Source organism: Sphingopyxis sp. GW821-FHT12C06, from assembly GCF_058807415.1.
Map to the genome: position 1 here is coordinate 999,144 of NZ_JBXAQR010000001.1, position 18,776 is coordinate 1,017,919.

Below are 18,776 nucleotides of genomic sequence, written 5' to 3' on the forward strand. Positions count from 1 at the left end.
CCGGACCTCGGCAATGCCACTTGATCAGAACGCATATTTCAATGTTACCCGGCCATTTCGGGGTTCGCCGTAGACGAAGCCCGGGAACCACACATTGCCGCTGTAGAAACGCTTGTCGAAGAGATTGTCGACGTTGACCTGCAAAGACACTTGCTCGTTCAGCACATAGCGCGCCATGATATTGGCAATGGCATAGGCGGGCTGGCCGATCGGCGTTTTGTCAACGGCCACCGTGCCAGGATTGTCTGCCGTGACCGGCGGCCGGCTTTCCCATTTGAACGCGCCGCCGAGGCTGAGCCCGTCGAGCGCGCCGGCAAAGTCATATTTGGTCGCGAAGTTGAACACGCGGCGCGGTTGATGGGCGAGGACATGCGCGCCGTCCGCGTCTTTCGCGCTATAATCGCTCCAGCCGGCGCTGACGTCCCATTGGGGGGTGATCTTGCCGACGACTTCCAGCTCGTAGCCCTTGGCGACGGTTCCCTTTGCGCCGCGATACGCCTGAAAAGTAGTGCCGGGGATCAGGCCGTCGGCAACCGCCAGATTGTCCTGTTCGATCCGGTAGACCGAGATCGTCGCAAGCAACTTTCCATCGAGCAGCAGCGCTTTCAGGCCGGCTTCATAATTCGTGCCTTCGAGCGGATCGAGCAGATTGTTGTTGCGGTCGCGCAGATTGCCCTGCGGCTTGAAGATATTGGTATAGCTTGCATAGGCGGACAGATTGTCCGTGAGGTTATAGACCAGCCCGACATAGGGTGTGATCTGGCCCTTGTAAGACAGGTTGAAGGGGGAACTATATCTGCTCTGGTGCTCGTCGCGCTTGTAATAGCTCAGGCGTCCACCGCCGATGAGCTTCAATCCCCCGATCAGGCTGATCCGCGTCGAGGCAAAAACCGCCGCCTGCGTCGTGTTGCCCAGCCCGGACATCACATAACGATCGCCCCATTCGGGCTCTGCGAGCTGGCCGTCGAAGCTGTTGAAGTCATCGATCGGATCGATCGCGACCGGATCGCGGTTGGTCCAGCCGCCATTGACGCGGCTTGCCATCGCGCCGATCGCGAGGTCGTGCTGGCCGCCCAGCAAAGTGAAGCTGCCATTGGCCTGGATGCTGCCGTGCCATTGTTCGGGGTTGGCCTTGTACCAGTAAGCTGACGTGCCCAGGCCCGCGCCGGTAACCCGATCGGGCAGGCCGTCGAGCCACAGCAGCTTCGAATTTTCGAGACCCTTGTGATAGCCGATATCGCCGCGGATTTGCCAGTCGCCGCCCAGCTTGCGTGTGAGTGTGGCAAAGGCCGAAATCTCCGTGGTATTCCACAGTCCCCAGTCGGTCCCCGTGGTCTTGGAACGCGGCCAATCGGTGCGCGTGCCGTCGGCGTACCAATAAGGCAACTGCGCCCACATGATCCCGTCGCGCTCGTCGCGCTGATAGCTTGCGCCGATGGACAGGGCCGTACGGTCGCCAAGGTCGGCGTCGATCACGCCATAGAGGAGGAGGCCCTTCTTCTTTTCCAGATCGACAAAACTGTCCTGTGTATAGGCTTGAGCGACCGCGCGAGCGCGCACCGTTCCCGCGGCGTTGAGCGGCGATTGAATGTCCAGAGTCGCCGCGAAGCGGTCCCACGAACCAGCCTCGAGGCTGATATTACCTGCAAACTCGCTCTCTGTGGCATGTTTGCGGATCAGGTTGACGACCGCCGACGGATCTCCGGCGCCCTGCATCAGGCCCGCGGCGCCGCGCACCAGTTCGACGCGTTCATATTGCGCAGTGCTGGTCTCGCCAAAGCCCACATTGCCATTTTCGAACGGCGCGCCGTCGAGCTGGAAATTCTGAACCTCAAAACCGCGTGCGGTGATCGCACTGCGGCCACGGTCGACGTCCTTTTTGGAAATGCCAACGGTAAAGTCGAGTGCGTCGTTGATCGTATTAAAACCCTGGTCCTGCATCTGCTGCTGCGTGATGACGCTGATCGTCTGCGGCGTTTCGAGCGGGGAGAGGGGAAGCCCGGTTGCAGCGGTGGGCTGGTCGGTGCGGCCATAACCGGTCACGACGATGCCGTCTTCCGCGCCGTCATCCGAGGATAGCGGTCGCTCGGCCTGCTGCGCATGGAGCAGGGCCGGAGCGCACAACCAGGCTGATCCGGTCAGCAGCAAACGAAATGAACGGCGCATCTTTTTCCCCTTTTTGTGGATCGTCCCGGATCAGGTGAGGGGCCATTAATGCGACTAACTCGCATTTGCAAGGTGTGCGGAGACCTGGTCCGGCTTTTTGTTCCCGATGCGATGCACGGCCTGTCGCTGTAACAAAAGCACTGCTGCAGGGCATTTATTATTGCAAATAAGTCGCAATAGGTAATAGGAGGCCGATGCCGATCATCTGGCCGCGGCCGTTTCCGCGTACATTCCCGATCCTTCGCATAACGGCCCGTTTGCTGTTGGCGTCGGTCGGCGGCTATGCCTTGGCCGTCGCGCTGGCCTTTGTCCTTGCGCGCGGATTGCCGATGCCGCGAGCCGAGGCGACGGTCACTGCCTCGCTTGCCGCCATTCTTGCGATGCCCGCCGCGGCCATCTGGGCTTATGCCGTACCGCGGCTTTGGCAGGCGGCGGCAGGCATATTGGGGCTTGCCGCGCTGTTCGCCGGCGTCGCCGCGCTGATCGGGCAGCCGGGATGAGGCAGGGGTTCCGCCAATCGATGGCCGGGCTGCACAGCTGGTCCGGGCTGATCCTGGGATGGTTGATGTTCGCGATCGTGCTTAGCGGTACGGCGACCGTATTCCGGTCCGAAATCAGCGGCTGGATGCGGCCGGAAATTGCCGGCGCGGCGCCCCCCGATGCCGCGATCGAGGCCGCCGTCGGCTGGCTTGGCACGCATCATCCCAAAGCGGCTGGCTGGTATCTGACGGCTCCCGACGACCGGATCCTGACGACGCAGGCGGTGTTCGACGATCCGGCGGCGCCGCTCGGCTATCGCGACATCGCGCTTGATCCGGTCAGCGGCCGCCCCGATGTGGCGCGCGAGACGCTGGGCGGCGAATTCCTCTATCGCTTTCACTTCGATCTGCAGCTGCCCTATCCTTGGGGCCGCCTCCTCGCTTCGGCCGCAGCGATGCTGATGTTGATCGCGATCATCAGCGGCATTCTGACGCACAAGCGGATTTTCAAGGATTATTTCACCTTCCGGGCGGGGAAGGGCAAACGCAGCTGGCTCGACGCCCACAATGTTCTGGGCGTACTGGCCTTGCCCTTCCATCTGATGATCACCGTCACCGGTATCGTCACGGTGCTGACGCTCGTCATGCCGTGGGGCACCGTCGCGAGCTACGGCGACGATCTGAAGACGGCCTTTGCCGAAGCGTCCCCGGGTCTGGTGAGCCGCGATGCGGCGGGCCGCCCGGCGCCGATGGCCCCGATCGGGCCGATGCTGGCCGCGGCGCAGCGGCAATTTGGCGAGGGGCGCGTCGGGCGGGTCAGCATCGCCAATCCGGGCGACGCGCATGCGATCGTGACCATCGGCAATCAGGACGGCGATCAACTGGCTTATGCGGCGAAGACGGTGACGTTCGATGGTTCGACCGGCCACCTCATCAGTCGCTACACAGAAGCGCGGCCGGCGCGGCAAACCTATGATGTGCTCTATGGCCTCCATATGGGACGTTTCGCGCCGCAGGTGAGCCGCTGGCTATATTTCCTGTGCGGGCTCGCGCTCGCCGCGACGATCGCAACGGGGCTTGTCCTCTGGGTCCGGTCGCGGCCGCAGGCGCGAGGAGTGGGCCCGTGGCTGGCCGCACGATTGAATGTCGGCGTCTTGACGGGGGTACCGATCGCGATCCTGTCCCTCCTCTATGCCAACCGCTTGCTGCCGGCGCAAATGCCCGGCCGCGCCGAAGCCGAGGTGAGCGCCTTTTTCTGGGCGTGGAGCGCGACGCTGCTCTTTGCCACATTGCGTCCGCCGCAGCGGGCGTGGCGCGAAGCCTTTGCGTTCATGGCGCTGAGCGCCGCCGCGTTGCCGTTCCTGTCGTTCGGGCTGACCGGACGCGGGTTGTGGGCCGCCGTCGCCGCGCAAGACTGGCTCTTCACCGGCTTTGATCTGGTGCTGTTCGCCTTGGCGGCGTTCGCGCTGACAATCGCGCGAAAGGCGCGTGCTACGTCGGCGGGCAGCTTGCCGCAGCGCCGTCGCCGATCGATTCAGCCATGAATGCCTTCGCGGAACTGCCGTTGGCCTTTGGCGGCTTGTCGCTGATCAGCCTGTCGATGCAGCGACATGCGCGCGATGCCGGCTTTACAAGCAAGCCGCGCTGGCTGCGCGGTCTGGGCTGGGCCGTGATGTCGCTGTCGCTGGTCGTGGCGCTCGCAGCACCCAATTGGCGATTTGCACTCGTCGAATGGATCGGCCTTGCCGCTTTCGCGGCCGCGCTCGTCGTTGTGGTTCTTCACTTTGTTCCACACGCTTTGCCGCGTTTGGCAATCGGCGGCAGCGTAATCGGAGGCTTCGCCGGCTTCTTGCACCTGTTGCAATAGCGGTTTGGCATATGGCTCAGGCGTTCGGTCATTCCGCCAAATCCACGGGGGATGGCCATCGTCCGCAAAGCGTCGGAAACCGCACACCTTGTGCTTGATTTGTCTGCAGTTGCGCAGTTCGACACCGACAAGGCGTCCCGGAAAGACCCGGACAAAAAAGCGCACATACCCGGAATTGCGCGCCGCCTGTGCCGCGGGGATGCGCTCAATTAACGTGCGATGGCGGCGAAAGCTGGCGCCTGCGCGAACCGAAGGTCACGACTAACCCTTTGGAAATGAACGACCAGGTGCCGGGATGAGCCCGGCATGGCGATCCTTCGCCTACCCCCCGGAAAGGACTTGCTGTGCTTGGGTCTTCTTCGTGCTGTCCACCGTGGCGGTCGTCCCGAGGGACCGGGGAGAACGGGTTTCGCCACGCTGTCCAGACACGTTCGCTATCTGTGATCCATCGCCGGAAACTGTCCGGCCGGTAAGCGGCCAAATCAGGAATTCCCGGGTTTGAAAGAGTAGTGAGCCAAAACTTCTTGCATATGGCGCGTTTCCCGGCCCTGTTCCGGGCAAGGATATTGGGGGCGAAGCAATGGACCGTCTTGAACATGGCGACTGGCGGTTGGTTCAGGAGCTATTCGAGCAGTTGATAGACGTCCCGCCTGGTATCCAGGCGAAGCGGCTGGCCCGGTCAGGGCAGTCCCCGGCCATCATTGCTGCCGCAAGAAATTTGCTCCTGTCTTCGCGAAGCGAAGGGATATTGGATGGCGAGCCGCCGCTTCTGGGCCTCGAGAGGGCGTCTCCCGACTTTACGTCCTTGAGCGAGGGGCAGCATGTCGGCGGGTTTGTTGTTGAACGGCTGATCGGGCGGGGCGGTCTGGGCGAGGTTTATTTGGCGCAGCGGGCGAGTAGCGATTTCACGCAGAGGGTCGCCCTGAAACTGTTGCGTATCGATGCCGCCGAACGGGCGGAGAGCTTCACGCGCGAGCGCCGGCTGTTGGCACGGCTCGATCATCCCGGGATCGCCAGGCTGATCGACGCTGGGGTCGCGCCCGATGGTCGGCCCTATATTGCGATGGATTTCGTCGATGGTGAGCCGATCGATGGCTGGTGCGCCAGGCATGGCGTCGACCTTGATGCGCGGCTCAATCTGTTTCGCGAGGTGTGCGAGGCAGTCGGTTATGCCCACGCCAATCTGGTCGTTCACCGCGACATCAAGCCGTCGAATATCCTGATCGACGCGGGCGGCAAGCCGCGTCTGCTTGACTTCGGGATCGGCAAGTTACTCGATGACAGCGCGGCCCTGCCGGCCACGACGCAGGCGATGCTGACGCCCGACTATGCCGCTCCCGAGCAACTCGACGGCGACGAGGCGACCGCTGCGACCGACATCTATGCGCTCGGTGTCGTGCTTTATGAACTGGTCAGCGGCAAAAGCCCCTGGCGCAGCGGGAAGGCTTCGGTCCCGGCGATGATCCGCCGCGTACTCTATGAAGATGCGATACTGCCGAGCCGGGCCGCGGCGCAGGACGATGCGCCGGTCCCTCCCGCCAGGATCAGCGGCGATCTCGATGCGATCGTGATGAAAGCGATGCGGCGCAACCCCGCCGAGCGCTATCTCAGTGTCAGCGCGCTTGCCGAGGATATCGGGCGCCATCAGCAATATCTGCCGGTCCATGCCCGCGACGGATCGACACGTTATATGATCGGGCGTTTCATCCGCCGCTATCGCTGGGGTGTCGCGGCAACCGCGGCTGTGCTCGCGGCCCTGCTGGTTGGCGCAGCCGGCATAGCGTGGCAAGCAAGGCAGACGGCTATCGAACGCGACGTCGCCCTCGCCGAGGCACGGCGTTCCGAAGCGATCAATCGCATGCTGACGGTCATGATGCGCGACACGGTGCAATCCGATGGCGGCGAGAATCTCACCGTCAAACAGATGCTCGACCAGACCTCGACCCGCCTTGCCAATTCGCTCGACACAGGCACGAAATCGGCCGACCTGATCGTCACGCTGTTCGATCTGTATGTGAATCTGGAAGATAGCGCAGGAGCCGATGCCCTGATCCGGAAAGCGCTCGCCCGGGGTATCGGTCGGGGAAATCCGGTCGCCACCGCGCAACTCAAAATGCGCGCGGCCTCATCGGCGGCGGCACTCGGGCGGACTGACGAAATGGCGCCGCTGCTCGATGCCGCCGAGCCGGTTTTTCAGGCCGATCCCGCCCGCTTTCGGCACGAGCTGGTCGAACTCAACCTCAATCGCGCCCAGCTCTGGCGTCGTACGGGGCGGCTTGACGATGCGATCGCATTGCTCGTCCGGACTTTGCCCGACGCCGATGTCGTCTTCGCCGAGAGCCACCGCGATCTGCTGACCGCCTATAATAATCTGCTTGTCTATATGGCGGAGGCGAACCAGCTTGACGCCATGCTCCCCATTTTCGACCGCGCGAACGCCGTGATCCGTCGCACCGGCCAGGAAGCGAGCATGCAGGGTCTGGCGATCACTCAGCTCAAAGGGGTGCGTTTGTTGAAGCTCGGCCAGCCGGCTGCGGCAGAGAAGATTGTCGAGCGCGTCGCCGAACGCCGCCGCGCCGTGTTCGGTCGCTCGGCGGGCCTTGCCGTCGACCTGTTGCAACTCGGGCGGGCGAAGCTCGCGCTCGGGAAATTCGCGGAGGCGAAGGTCATTTTGTCCGAGGCTTTGCCGATGGCTGCCGATAATCTCAGCCCCTCTGCGCCGCCAACGTTGTTCATCGCATCGGGCCTGATCGAGGCGGAGGCAGAGGCGGGGGATGTCGCGGGCGCGCGCCGCACGATGGCCGCCACCGAACCACTGGTCGCGGCTTTACCCAAACCGGGCCTGCCGCAGGCGATCTTCGCGCGGGCCAAGGCGCTGCTCCTGCTGAACGAAGGGAAGGTCGCCGAAGCGCGGCGCGAGGCCGATCGGTCCGAAGCGCTGTTCCGGGCCGAGGGCGCGGCGGGATCATCCTACCTTAAATCCTTCCCGGCGCTCCGCACGCGGCTGAACGAAGCGAGCTAGATCAGTTCGTCGCCATTTCATGGTGGATCCAGGCGCGCGCCTGTACCCACCAGCGCCTTACGGTGCGATCGGTGACGCCCAGCACGTCGGCGGTCTCCTTTTCGTCCATGCCGGCGAAGAAGCGGCAGTCGACAACCTGCGCCAGATTGGGGTCCTGCCGCTTCAACCCCTCCAATGCATCGCCCAGTCGGATTACCTGCTCATCCTCGGGCACGGCCGCAGCGGGTGAATCGAGACTCTCGACGAAGCTGAATGTCGGGGCGTTACGTTTTGACGCCAGCCGCGAACGCGCCGCGTCGATCAGGATATGGCGCATCGCGGTCGCCGCACAGGCCAGGAAATGCGATCGGTTTTCCCAGCCGTCGCTTTTACGCAGCTTCACATAGGCTTCGTTGATCAGCGCCGTCGTCTGCAAGGTCTGTCCGCCCCCGGCCCGATAATGCTCGCGGCGGGCGATGACGTGAAGCTCTTCGTAGAGGCTGGCGACGAGGGCGTCGGCCTGGCCCGGCATCTTTTTTTCGGGCGGCCTGTCCGCTTCCTCGGAAATAACCCGTCTCCACTTTCTGCCTGATGCCTCGGTCGATCTTCGCAGGTCGGCGGGGGCAAGGCAAGCGCGGTCGCCGTCGGCGTACGCGTGTGAGGGGGAGGGGCGCGGCGACAGCGCTCACCCGGCGGGTCCAAACGCTCAACCATGCGCGCAGCCTACGCTGCTGCGCTAATAAGGGAAGATATCATGCGGAAATTGAGCCTGCTTGCCGCCGCCGCACCATTGGCACTCACCGCCGCCCTGATGCTGCCCGGCGTGGCCCATGCTGATCCCGATCAGGTGATCTGTGTCGATACGGATGGCAATCCCACCGGAACCGTTTCGGGTTCCGACACCACAAGCTGTGGCCCGGGCGCGATAGCGCTCGGTTCCAATGCGACAGCGATCGGATCGGGTGCCCGGGCAGGATCCGGTTTGCTAGGCGATTTTGGTTCGACGGCCGTTGGGAAAGAAGCGCAGGCTTATGGCCCCGGTTCTGTGGCCATCGGTTTGCTGACGGCGACAAACGGTCGCGGAGAAAATATCGCAATCGGGGGACCGGCACTCGGGTTCGTAACGACAAACACGATTGCCAATGGGCGCGGGAATGTTGTCATCGGAAATGGCGCCCAGGCAGGCATGAGCCCCAATTTCAACAAATCCGAGGGTGCGATCGCGCTCGGCTATCGGGCCATGTCTGACCGGGACGGCGGCATCGCGATCGGGTCGGACAGCTATAGCAATGGTCTGGGCGCCGTAGCGGTCGGATTGGGCAGCCGTACTGCGGGGCAGGGCGCGATTGCCATCGGGCAGGGGGCCTATGCATTCGACAACAGTATTGTGCTGGGCAAGGATTCGAACAATGCGGTGGGCGCCGGAGCGAGCCGATACGAACGCGACAACGTCGTCTCGGTCGGAAGCGGAAGTACCGATTTTGGCGGATCGATCTTTCAGCGGCAGATCATTAACGTCGCGGCGGGGACCGACGCGACCGATGCGGTCAACAAGGCGCAACTCGATGTGGTGGACGCAAAGGCGACTGCCGCGCAGGTGACCGCCAATTCAGCGCTAGCAGTAGCAAATGCGGCGACGGGAAGCGCCACCGGGGCCCAGGCGACCGCCGACGCCGCCGTTGCCAACGCCGCCGCGGCACAGACCACCGCTGACGCAGCGCGAACCGAGGCAGCGGTCGCACAGGGCACGGCCAGCGCCGCGCTTGCCAATGCTGCAACGGCTCAGGCGACAGCGACGGGCGCGGCGGCCGATGCGAGTACGGCGCTCGCCCGGACCGTTGTGCAGGACGGGCGGATCACCGCCGTGGAAGACGTCAACACGGCGCAGGTGGCACAAATTTCGGCGGTGCAGACGGTAAACGCCGCGCAGAATGGCCGGCTGGCCTCGCTTGAGACGATGACCTCGGCCGCCATCCCGGCGTTGCAGGCGCTGACCGCTTCGCACAGCGCCCGGATCGGCGAGCTTTATGCCATCACCGATCACGATCGTCGCGAAGCGCAGCGCGGCACGGCAGCGGCGGTGGCCCTGACCGCTGCCCCGATGCCCTCGGAACCTGGCAGGACAAGCTATACCTTCAATCTCGCGACCTTCCGTGGCGAGCAGGCAATGGGGGCGTCGTTCGCCCATCGCTTTGATACGGGCGCGCCATTGGCTTTCACCGCCGGCGTCTCCTACGCGGGCAGCAGCAATACCGCGGTGCGGGTCGGCGTCGCCGGGGAGTTTTAAGCGCCCACCGGTGTGCAATGTCCCCGCTACGGCGGCGTGGCCGGATTGGTTGCCACGCCACCGGATTGCCGGATTTTTGCGCGGCTTTTCCTCCGGGTAGTTGGGGGGCGGGAAAGTTGCGGGGCCCATGTCCGCTTTTCAGCCATTTTCTCGTTTTGCACTGGAAGTCCGTTGCCGGGCGAGATGAAGGAGAGGAACGATGCCGAAACCGGGTTGGCTCGCGGGAGCTGCGCTTTCCCTGTTGTTTGCCGCTGTTCCTGCCGGGGCGCAGCTTGATGCCGAGCCGGGTGTCGCCCGTGCAAACATACAAAAACTCTCCCCGACTGCACAACGTGTCGGTGAGATTGAAGACAGTGATGCCGGGAACGACGCCGGTCTCGATCGCGGACCGGCCATCAGCAACCGGCTTGGCGCGAACAGCGGTGCGAACTCAGTCGGCCGTCAATCGACAAATAGCGATCGGGGGAGCGCGAACGGTGGCGCCGCCAGCCGCGGCAGGAACGGCGGAGGTGCGGAGTATAATTCGGGCAATGGACGCAATAGCGAGGGAGCGGGCTTCAATTCACGCGAGGGCCTCAACGGCGGTGGCGCGGGTCTGAACTCGGATGGTGCCGGTCTCAACTCGTCAGGCGCCGGAGGCGACGCAGGCGGTCGGAACTCCGACGGGGGTAGCGGCCCCAATTCCTCGGGCGGTGCTTTCAACAGCCATGGCGGGGGCGGGAACTCGGAGGACGGTCTCAACTCGGGCTCCAGCAGCCTGAACAGCGGCCGTGGAGGCCGCAATTCCGACGGCGGCAGTTTCAATGAGAACGGGGGCGGGCGGAACTCGGGCACGGGCAGGCACAATTCCGACGGAGCGGGCTACAACTCGGACGCGGGCGGATTGAACTCGGGCGCGGAAGGCGGCTCCAACCCGGATGGCGGCAGCCTGAATAGCGACCAGAGCGATCGCAACTCCCGGGGAGGGCGGGGTGGTTCCGGCAATGATAGCGGCGGATCGAACAGCGGCAGCAGCGCGAGCGAAGGGAACCGCGGCGAGCAGCAGCGCAATTCGGGCGATCGCGGCACCACGAATGATCAAGCCAGCTCAAATGACAACGGTCGCGGGGATGACGACGGCGGCGGAAACGACAACGACAACGATAACCGCGGCGAAAAGGGGGGTGGCGGCAACAATTCGAACGGCAGCCCTGACCGGCCCGAGGAAGACTATGGCAACTCGGACAACGCCGTCAGCGGAGCATTGGCCGGCCGTCGCGTTCGCGATGTCGTTGGACGCGGCCTCGGACGTGATGTCACTGGCGAAAACCGTGATGCGGAACGGCAGGATAATGGTGACGCCGGGACCGTGCTGGGCGGATTGCGCAATGTGCTGACCGGTGACCAGGCGATCAGCGCGCCGGGTGCGGAGGGCGTGTCGCCGCTTCTCCGCAAAATCGTCAGGGAAGCCCAGGAAAGGAAGAAAAGCCAATGACCATCTTATCTGAACCCATGGCGAGGTTCATGCTTTCGGCATTTGTCGTGATCGCTGCGACCTCGTCAACGGCAGCGCAGAATGGGCCGGCCGATGTCTTTTCCTTCGCTTCGGGGGCTCGGCTCGTGTCGGTCCCGAATGAGGAGGAGATGACGCAGATGGCGTCGAGTCCGCTCAACCTCATCGACGATACCCCCGCCACCGACTGGACGGGCGACGCGGGCGAGGTCGCTTTCGTGCTCGAACTGGCAGAAACGACTAGGCTTGGCCGCATCGCCTTTGACACGGCCGGGCTCAACCGCGACCGCAAGGCACCGAAAAATTTCACGGTCGAAGTCTCCGAAACCTCATCGCGCTCCGGCTTTCGTCCGGTGTTGAGCGGGACGCTCCAGATGGCGCGAAACAACCAGAGTTTTGCTTTCAAGCCCGAGGAACGGCCAACCGCACGCTGGGTCCGCCTGACGCTGCATGGCAATTATGGTGACGACTATCAGGGTTTCACCGGGTTTCACGGCTATGGCGAACAACTGACCCGCGATGCGGCGCTCACCAATCTTTCGGGAAACTATGACGGCGCGAGCGGTTGGGGATGGATCCATCTGGTGCAGTCGGGCAACCGCGTGAGCGGCTGTTACCAATATCAGAATGGCGCCTTCGACGGCGTCATCGACGGACGTGTAATGCGTCTGACCATGCGCGACGAAGGGGCCGAGCCGCAAACCGGGCTGTTCCAGTTTTCGCCCGACGGGCGAAAACTGGTCGGCATCGTCCGGACGGAGGGCGCGGCCCATCGCGACGGCTATGCGTCCTATTACAGCGCGGAAAAGACCGGCAATCGTGCCGGGGGTTGCTGAGGAGACAGGGCATGAGGAAATGCATGGTTCTTGCGCTGGGTCCGGCGCTGGCGCTCGCCGCATGCGGCGGCTCGCAAAGCGCCGGTAAGGACGAAACATCCAAGACCGCAGTATCCGGATGGGATGCAACCGATGCCTGCAAACTGCTCGACAAGGCAGCGCTGGGCGAGGCGCTCGGTGATACGGTTACCGAGACGAGCCTGGCCTTCGTCCATCAGCTGACCGCGACCGAAGCGGCGACCTCGGAATGCACCTACAGGCTGAAGGGGGGCGGTACGGCGACGCTCATGGCCCGTCGCTCACCGATCGCGGACAACACGCCCGAGACAATTGCGCAGACGCGCAAGGCCACGGAGGCGACGATGCGTGCGTTCAGCGCCAAGGCGATTGAGGATGTCCCGGACCTCGGCAAGGCGGCTTTCTTCGTGCCGGGAATCAACCAGATGAATGTATTTCTCGATGACGAAAGATTCGTGATCCTGACCGTGGGCCCGGTGCCGGGAGATCGTGTCAGGGATATTGCAGCGGGCTTGGTCGAGCGGGTTGGCGGCTAGCGCGGCGGCATGGCCATCACGCGGAAAAACGAGTGCAGGTTATCAGGGGACTGGGGGAATAGCTCCTGTCGATCTTCGTCTTGATGCATCGACGGGTCGAAGGACCAAAGAGCTGTCTCGACAGGGATTTCCAGGAGTCGGCCGCGGCGGGGTAATCGACAGCGGCCCTCAGCACATCGGATGCAATTCGGTCTCGATCATATTTGTCCAGGGATTGGCAGGATTTGAGGAAATGATCGATTCTGGTTCGCAGAGTTTTCCAGTTCTTCGCGCTTTCCTGCTCGAAGTCTGGCTTGATAACAACGCGCGTTCCGCACTTGTGGAAATCGATTCCGTTGCTTGCAAACAGGATCGACAGGAACAGTTCGACCTCAAATCCGTCGTCGATCATCACCAGCTTGAAATCGCCCCTGCCATTTCTCCACGCCAGTTTCGCTTCTTTTGCGGGTGGTAACGCGTGCAATAGCGGAGGATCATAGTCCGGCTCTACGTTTCGAATAACCTGAAAACTGCCGAATTCTTTGGTCGCGTCGGGCGTAGAATCCTGGTGCCACCCGATGCTGTTTTCCTGCTGTCCCGAAGACTCGCCGGTTTGTTGTTGCGCCGATACGCCGACAAGAAACAACGCCGCGATCGAAGTCGCTGTAATGAAAGTTCGAGATAGCATTACTGTGGATTGCGCCAATTTCTTTATGTTCGCAATCGGTCGATTTACGTCCTGGCCCTCGCCACATGGGCAATGTCCGCTATGACTGGTTCTTCCACCAAAAGCGAAAGGTCTCTGAACGCCAGCCCCAACTCTCATTTCCTCGCACAGGGCGGGGCTATTCGGTCATCGCAGCATCAATTATGGCTCTTCGCCTTGCCGATGGGCCGATCGCCGATGATCATTCGCGTTCGGCTTTATAGAAACGCCTCGGAGAGCCTGACCGCCCCCTCGGGCGCCTCGTAACCGGGAATTTCCCAGGCTACATCGTGAACGACGGGTGCGGCCGGAAGCGACCGGCGCCGAAACAGATTGGCGCGCCACTCCCAATCCTGTTTTTCGAAATTCCAGTGCTTCTTGGGTACGAACTCGGCGAGAGCCCACACAGGTCCCATCCCGTAGTGAATCTTGGCGGTCGGGCTGGCCGGGGCATAAGAGCCGGGCGAACGCCCGAGCACCTCGTCCAGTCGCGACTGGTCCACCAGAAGCCCCGCCTTGATCGCCTCCGCAGCCATCCAGGCGAGCGGATATTTGGACATACCGCTCTCGGCTTCGGGCCATCCTCCGCCGACATCGCAATGGGTGCCGGGAAACCAGACTTCCTGGATATCGCGCCGATCGTCTTCCTTGAACCAGTTGACGCGGAAGAAGCCCCGCCGTTCATCGAGGGCCTTCGCATGCCGTACGATCGCGACATCGGGATTGTCCCGCCCGTACGGGATCGTCAGCGGGCTCCCGATCCAGCCGACCGAATTGACGGTATCCCATACGCCCAGGAAATGCGTCTTGCACGCGCGGCTGGAGATTGTCCGCTTGAAATCGCGTGCGAGCCCGGCCGCGGCCGCATAAGGGGCGCCCTCGCTGGCTTTGGCCAGCGCCCAGAGCATTTCGACGGCATAGGGAACGAGCGCGTCGTTGCCGCGCGCGGCAAGGCCATAAAGACGCAGCATCGCGCTCACGACGCGCGCCGTATAAGCGCCGCGGCTGAACCCGAAGATATAGACCCGGTCGCCCGGCTCATAATGATTCATAAGGAAGCGATAGGTGTCGGCGATGTCGTCCTGGAGGCGATAGCCGAAGGCAAGGCCGGCGGTGCGGCCGAGCCAGCCGCCGGTCTTCGTTCCAATGCCGCTGGGCGCCCGCGTGCCGATGCCGGGGTGATAATAGACGAGCTGCAGGTCCTCGGTTTTGACGAGAGCGTGGAAGAGCTTGATGACGCTCGTGCGGTCCTTGGAGAATTGGTTGGACGTGCCGTCGCAGCACAAGATGATGTTCCGGGCCATGATGTTCGCCTATCGCAGATCGATGGTGATGACCTGGCAGAGCTCGGCCGGGTGGAGGTCCTGCGTATCGAACAGGGTGCTGTCGGCCTTGAGGGCATTGACCAGGGGAATGCGGGGAACCTCGGTCGGTGCTCCATTCTTGCCGCCATGCTTGCCGGCCATGGTCGACATGATCGTCTTCAGCCGGTCCGGCTTGTCCGCCTTGCCGCGCTTCCGGAAGCGTTGCCACATCGACTTGGGGGTTGCATTGAGGCTGCCGTGATGGCCGACCTTGTACAGATCGACATCGTCGAGCAGATCCGCGAGATCCGACTGCAGCGCATATTGCCAATTCTCGAGCTGGGCGTCTCCCGGGAAGAGCAGCTTCTTGCCTCCCGCCTCGAACAGCAGGATGACGCTGCTGTTGTTCATGACATCGTCGAGCGCGGTGACGATGCCCAGCATCTGCTCCTGCTCCGCAAGGTCGACCCGTTCCGCTACCCACCGCATTTCGGTGGGCAGCTTCGATTGACGGAAGCTGTCCGTCTTCTTGAGGTCCGGAAAAAGCGTGCTGGTTTTGGCTGCGGCAATCTCGTCGGTCGCGGCGAGTAGGGCCAGGTTTCGGGCCTTCAGCCAATAATCCGCCGATGTCTTCGCATAGGTTTTGATCGAGTCCGACTGCTTCAGCGTCGGCGGCCCCAGCACATGGACTTTCACATTCGGCAGGATCGCGGAAAGATCGAGGTCGCACCCATGATAGACATAGATATTATTCTCGGGCTTGCCGGCCATTGTCATGAGGTTGGTTACGGCCGACACATTCTTGATATTGTCTTCACCGACGAAGCGAAGCCTGTCGGCGAGCGGCCAGCGCGGATCGAAGCCGCCCTTGCGATCCAGCCGGTCGACCACGGCCTGCGCCACCGCATGCATATTCTCGAGCGAGGCGCGTTGCAGGGCGAAAGCATGTGCGGTGCTGCTTCCTTCGGGGCCTTCCCATCCTTCGGGCGCATCGGGCGCTTCCGTCCAGGGCTGGATCACCCTTTTGGGATTGAGGTTGCGGATGACGTCGCCGGGGCCCTTGCCATTCGCCCTCGTCGCGAAGCCGCTGATATGATCCTTGTGGCGGTGGGTCGCGACCACGATATCCAGTTCGCCGCCACATTGCAGCGCGATATCGGCAGCTACCTCGTCGAGGCTGACCTGGGTGTCGCGGGGCATGGCGGTGCTGCCGAAGTCGATCAGTATATGCCGGACGCTGTGGTCGTCATAGGCAAAGCTCAGCAGGAAGCAGTCGCCAAAACCCATTTGATAGGCACGAATTGTCGCGGTCACCGGGGTCGTCATGGCCTTAGCCTCCCATCCGCGCGAGGTGCAGGCTGGCGAACCGGTTGCGGTCGTCGCCGCGCCGTGCGCGCATCTGGCCCGTGTCGCGCAGATATTCGAGGCGCCGCTTCTGGCGGTCCCCGTCGATCAGGCCGTTTCTGATGTGATATTTGACGCGCCCATATTGATCGAACACGACGACCCCGCCGCCGAACAGGTCCGCACTCGATTTGGTCGTAAAACCCTCGGGAAGCGGGTCGATCTTGCAGATCGCCATGAGTTCGGACCCGAAGAAATGGCCGATCTGGACATATTGACATATCGTCTCGCGAAACGGGATGCCGTCGGGATCGATCCTGAGCGACGTATCGAGCGATATGACTTCGGTGTAGCCGCGCTCGGTGATGTCGAGCGCGGTGCGGTTCTCCCAGAGGAAGCGGAAGCATTCATCGACATCGCGGGTGAGGGCTTCGGCGTTGCTGCGCGAATAGCGGAGTTCCTCGTCCGTGACGAAATGAGGCCAACAGCCTTCGGCGTCGGTCTGCCCGACGGGCGGCACAATGCCGAAGTTCGCGAAGGATTTTCTGACCAATGCCCGGTAACCGAAGCGGCTGTCGTCGGGTACAAGCTCGCGGTCCGCGGTGAGCAGGCTCGCGAGAAATTGTCCGAAATCAAGATCGGTCGGCGGGCAATAGTCGATAGCGCGAACCGCCATTTGCAGGAGCTGCGCGGCTGCCTTCGCTCCTTCCTCGACCACGGCAGCCAGATTGTAGCCGCGGCGGCCGAAGGTTCCGAGATGCGAGATGCGTGTCGTCCAAAGTTCGACGAAGGCCCGTGTCATCGCAGCGACCACGACTTCGCCGCGGTTATGCGCCTCGGCCATGTCGGGATCGTCAAGGATGTCGGCGCGGGGTTCTATCTGGACCGATTGACGCAAGGCGCCGCGTCCGCCGCCCGTCGCCATTCCGATTTCGGCGCCGATCCCCATCAGGATCGATGTCCGAATAGCATCGGCGGTGACCTTGTCGGCGGAGATGAAGACCAACGGTTCGCCGGTGCCGGGCAGCCTGGTGGTCACGCCCAAACCTGCCGTGACGACTTCGGGTAGCGAAAAGATCGACAGGATCGCGACGATATCGGCAAAGCCTTCGTGAAACGCGGCCTGATCCGGGCCTGACGGTTCGGTATATCTGGAACGCAGGCCATCGAGAACGGCATGGGTCGTTTCATGCGCTACGATATCGTGGCTGAGAGCCGTGAAGACGGGGCGCTCCTTGTCGTCGAAGAAATATCCGAACATCAGGGACCGGTCGGGCTCGGAATAAAATGCGTTGGCCAGTGCGAAGGCGTGGGGCGCGATGTGGAGCTGGTGTCCGCCGGATGACCAGCCGACCCGCCGGCCGAGCGCCCGTTCGAAGACACCGAGCGTGCGCATCGCGATCGCATAGCAATTTTGTGCGTGGAAGTTCGGATTGGCGATCACGCGCGCCTGATAGTCGGGATCCGTCAGCTCCTCCCCTTCGGCGGGCGCAAAGGGGTCGAGCAGCGTGTCTCCTGTCTGGTACCGCTGCCTGTTGGCATAAGCACGCCGTTCGGTAGCATTATAGTCGACCACTTTGATCCGGTACCCGGTCGGGCCGGGGCTGAGTATTTCGGCGGGCACATCGACCTGCGCAAAGACCATCGGGCCTTTCGCACCGAGACGCAGCCCGGGATCCTTGGCGACGATCGTTAGCTTTCGTACCGGCTGAAGCGTGACCATTTGCTGAGTCCCCCGAATCGGTTTCAGTTTACCAGAAATGGTCACTTACGAATTGCATGAATGCGCCAATTTGGAAGCATTCTGCCCTTGGGATCGTTCGATCCGGAAGCCGGGTTTCGGAAGAAAGTCCGACTGGTGCGGCTTTGGGAGGCGGTCATCGCCGGGCCAGGGCATGTCATGGCGCTCGCGCTATTAGGGGCGACATGAAACAAGCGAAACAAGGCCATCAAATATATCATGATCTTGGATATCTGATTGGAATCCCGCTACCTCTTTGAAAGCCGCGATATCATCCTTCTCGATTTCTACCGGCATCCTGCCACTTCCGGCGACACCGCGCGTTTCCCGAAAGCTGTCAGTTTTCTCGTCCAAGCGAATCGATCTGCCCCTCCAGCGCGGCGATGACGAGCGCGGTGTAATCGGCTTTGCCTGCCGTGCGTGCGACCACGGGGAGCCCGGAGAGGAAGCCCGTCAGGCTCGATATCATCAGGATGGCGCGCACCTGCGCCTCGGTTTCGGCCAGACGCCCGTTCGCTGTCTGGATGATCAGATTGGTGGCGAGTTCGATCCCCGGGCGCCAAAGTTCGGCATAGAGAATCTCGAAGGCGGGGCCGGGGCTCGCGATCTCGCGCTGGACGAACAGCGACGGATTTTGCGCTTCGGGGGCTGCGAGAAGGAAGCGTGCGAGCGCCGCGAACAGGCGCTTGAGCAGGGTGCGGGCCTCACCCTGCGTCAGCGGTCCGCAGAGCGCGGCATAAGACACTTCGGCCACCGCGCCCATGCCTTCGCGATAGCGTGCGACGATTGCGTGCGCACAGGCGAGATAGAGGCCGCGCTTGTTCCCGAAATAATAGGTGAGGGCGGGCAGGTTCACGCCCGCTTCCTTGGCGATTTGCCGCGTGGTGACGCTCGCGAAGCCGCTGTTGCCAAAGGCGGTCAGCGCAACGTCGAGGATGCGCGTGCGCGTTTCCTCGCCCTTGCGATAGCCGTCGGCGGCGGTGCGGAGCGGTGTGATCGGGGGTGTTGTGCGGGCCATCG

15 protein-coding genes are annotated in these 18,776 nt (G+C 62.8%); 8 read left to right on the plus strand and 7 right to left on the minus strand.

Going from position 1 to position 18,776, the window contains the following annotated elements:
- Positions 1-24 precede the first annotated feature (24 nt).
- Entirely contained in the window at positions 25-2,166 is a 2,142-nt protein-coding gene (locus AC1RRJ_RS04520; RefSeq protein WP_493120514.1) for a TonB-dependent siderophore receptor, read from the minus strand.
- Between the two features lie 194 nt (positions 2,167-2,360).
- On the opposite strand from AC1RRJ_RS04520, the gene AC1RRJ_RS04525 reads away from it, so the two are divergent.
- The 4 genes from AC1RRJ_RS04525 to AC1RRJ_RS04540 all read left to right on the plus strand — a co-directional run bounded on the left by AC1RRJ_RS04525 (position 2,361) and on the right by AC1RRJ_RS04540 (position 7,534).
- Positions 2,361-2,666: an iron transporter gene (locus AC1RRJ_RS04525; protein WP_493120515.1), complete on the plus strand. Its 306-nt coding sequence runs from the start codon at positions 2,361-2,363 to the stop codon at positions 2,664-2,666.
- On the plus strand, positions 2,663-4,189 hold the full coding sequence (locus AC1RRJ_RS04530; protein WP_493120517.1) for a PepSY-associated TM helix domain-containing protein: 1,527 nt from the start codon (positions 2,663-2,665) through the stop codon (positions 4,187-4,189). Before AC1RRJ_RS04525 ends, AC1RRJ_RS04530 begins: the two co-directional genes overlap by 4 nt.
- Positions 4,186-4,512: a DUF3325 domain-containing protein gene (locus AC1RRJ_RS04535; RefSeq protein ID WP_493120518.1), complete on the plus strand. Its 327-nt coding sequence runs from the start codon at positions 4,186-4,188 to the stop codon at positions 4,510-4,512. Before AC1RRJ_RS04530 ends, AC1RRJ_RS04535 begins: the two co-directional genes overlap by 4 nt.
- Before the next feature lie 718 nt (positions 4,513-5,230).
- On the plus strand, positions 5,231-7,534 hold the full coding sequence (locus tag AC1RRJ_RS04540) for a serine/threonine-protein kinase (protein ID WP_493120519.1): 2,304 nt from the start codon (positions 5,231-5,233) through the stop codon (positions 7,532-7,534).
- Position 7,535: 1 nt separating this feature from the next.
- Here AC1RRJ_RS04540 and AC1RRJ_RS04545 read toward each other — a convergent pair whose 3' ends face one another.
- Positions 7,536-8,045 (minus strand): ECF-type sigma factor, encoded by a 510-nt coding sequence (locus AC1RRJ_RS04545; RefSeq protein WP_493120520.1) that lies wholly within the window; start codon positions 8,043-8,045, stop codon positions 7,536-7,538.
- A gap of 222 nt (positions 8,046-8,267) precedes the next feature.
- On the opposite strand from AC1RRJ_RS04545, the gene AC1RRJ_RS04550 reads away from it, so the two are divergent.
- From AC1RRJ_RS04550 to AC1RRJ_RS04565, 4 genes are all read left to right on the plus strand, one after another.
- Positions 8,268-9,800: a YadA-like family protein gene (locus AC1RRJ_RS04550; protein ID WP_493120521.1), complete on the plus strand. Its 1,533-nt coding sequence runs from the start codon at positions 8,268-8,270 to the stop codon at positions 9,798-9,800.
- A 199-nt stretch (positions 9,801-9,999) separates the two neighbouring features.
- On the plus strand, positions 10,000-11,274 hold the full coding sequence (locus AC1RRJ_RS04555) for a hypothetical protein (protein WP_493120522.1): 1,275 nt from the start codon (positions 10,000-10,002) through the stop codon (positions 11,272-11,274).
- 29 nt (positions 11,275-11,303) lie between these two features.
- The gene (locus tag AC1RRJ_RS04560; protein WP_493120523.1) at positions 11,304-12,128 is read left to right on the plus strand and encodes a hypothetical protein; all 825 of its coding nucleotides are present in this window, start codon (positions 11,304-11,306) and stop codon (positions 12,126-12,128) included.
- Between the two features lie 11 nt (positions 12,129-12,139).
- Entirely contained in the window at positions 12,140-12,682 is a 543-nt protein-coding gene (locus tag AC1RRJ_RS04565; protein ID WP_493120524.1) for a hypothetical protein, read from the plus strand.
- Positions 12,683-12,698: 16 nt separating this feature from the next.
- On the opposite strand, the gene AC1RRJ_RS04570 is transcribed toward AC1RRJ_RS04565, so the two are convergent.
- From AC1RRJ_RS04570 to AC1RRJ_RS04590, 5 genes are all read right to left on the minus strand, one after another.
- A complete protein-coding gene (locus AC1RRJ_RS04570; RefSeq protein WP_493120525.1) occupies positions 12,699-13,349 on the minus strand; it encodes a hypothetical protein in 651 nt (216 codons plus the stop codon).
- A gap of 236 nt (positions 13,350-13,585) precedes the next feature.
- Positions 13,586-14,671 (minus strand): T6SS phospholipase effector Tle1-like catalytic domain-containing protein, encoded by a 1,086-nt coding sequence (locus tag AC1RRJ_RS04575; RefSeq protein ID WP_493120526.1) that lies wholly within the window; start codon positions 14,669-14,671, stop codon positions 13,586-13,588.
- A 9-nt stretch (positions 14,672-14,680) separates the two neighbouring features.
- Entirely contained in the window at positions 14,681-15,997 is a 1,317-nt protein-coding gene (locus AC1RRJ_RS04580; protein ID WP_493120527.1) for a hypothetical protein, read from the minus strand.
- A gap of 4 nt (positions 15,998-16,001) precedes the next feature.
- A complete protein-coding gene (locus AC1RRJ_RS04585; protein WP_493120528.1) occupies positions 16,002-17,738 on the minus strand; it encodes a hypothetical protein in 1,737 nt (578 codons plus the stop codon).
- A gap of 355 nt (positions 17,739-18,093) precedes the next feature.
- Entirely contained in the window at positions 18,094-18,774 is a 681-nt protein-coding gene (locus AC1RRJ_RS04590) for a CerR family C-terminal domain-containing protein (RefSeq protein ID WP_493120529.1), read from the minus strand.
- Between the last annotated feature and the right edge of the window lie 2 nt (positions 18,775-18,776).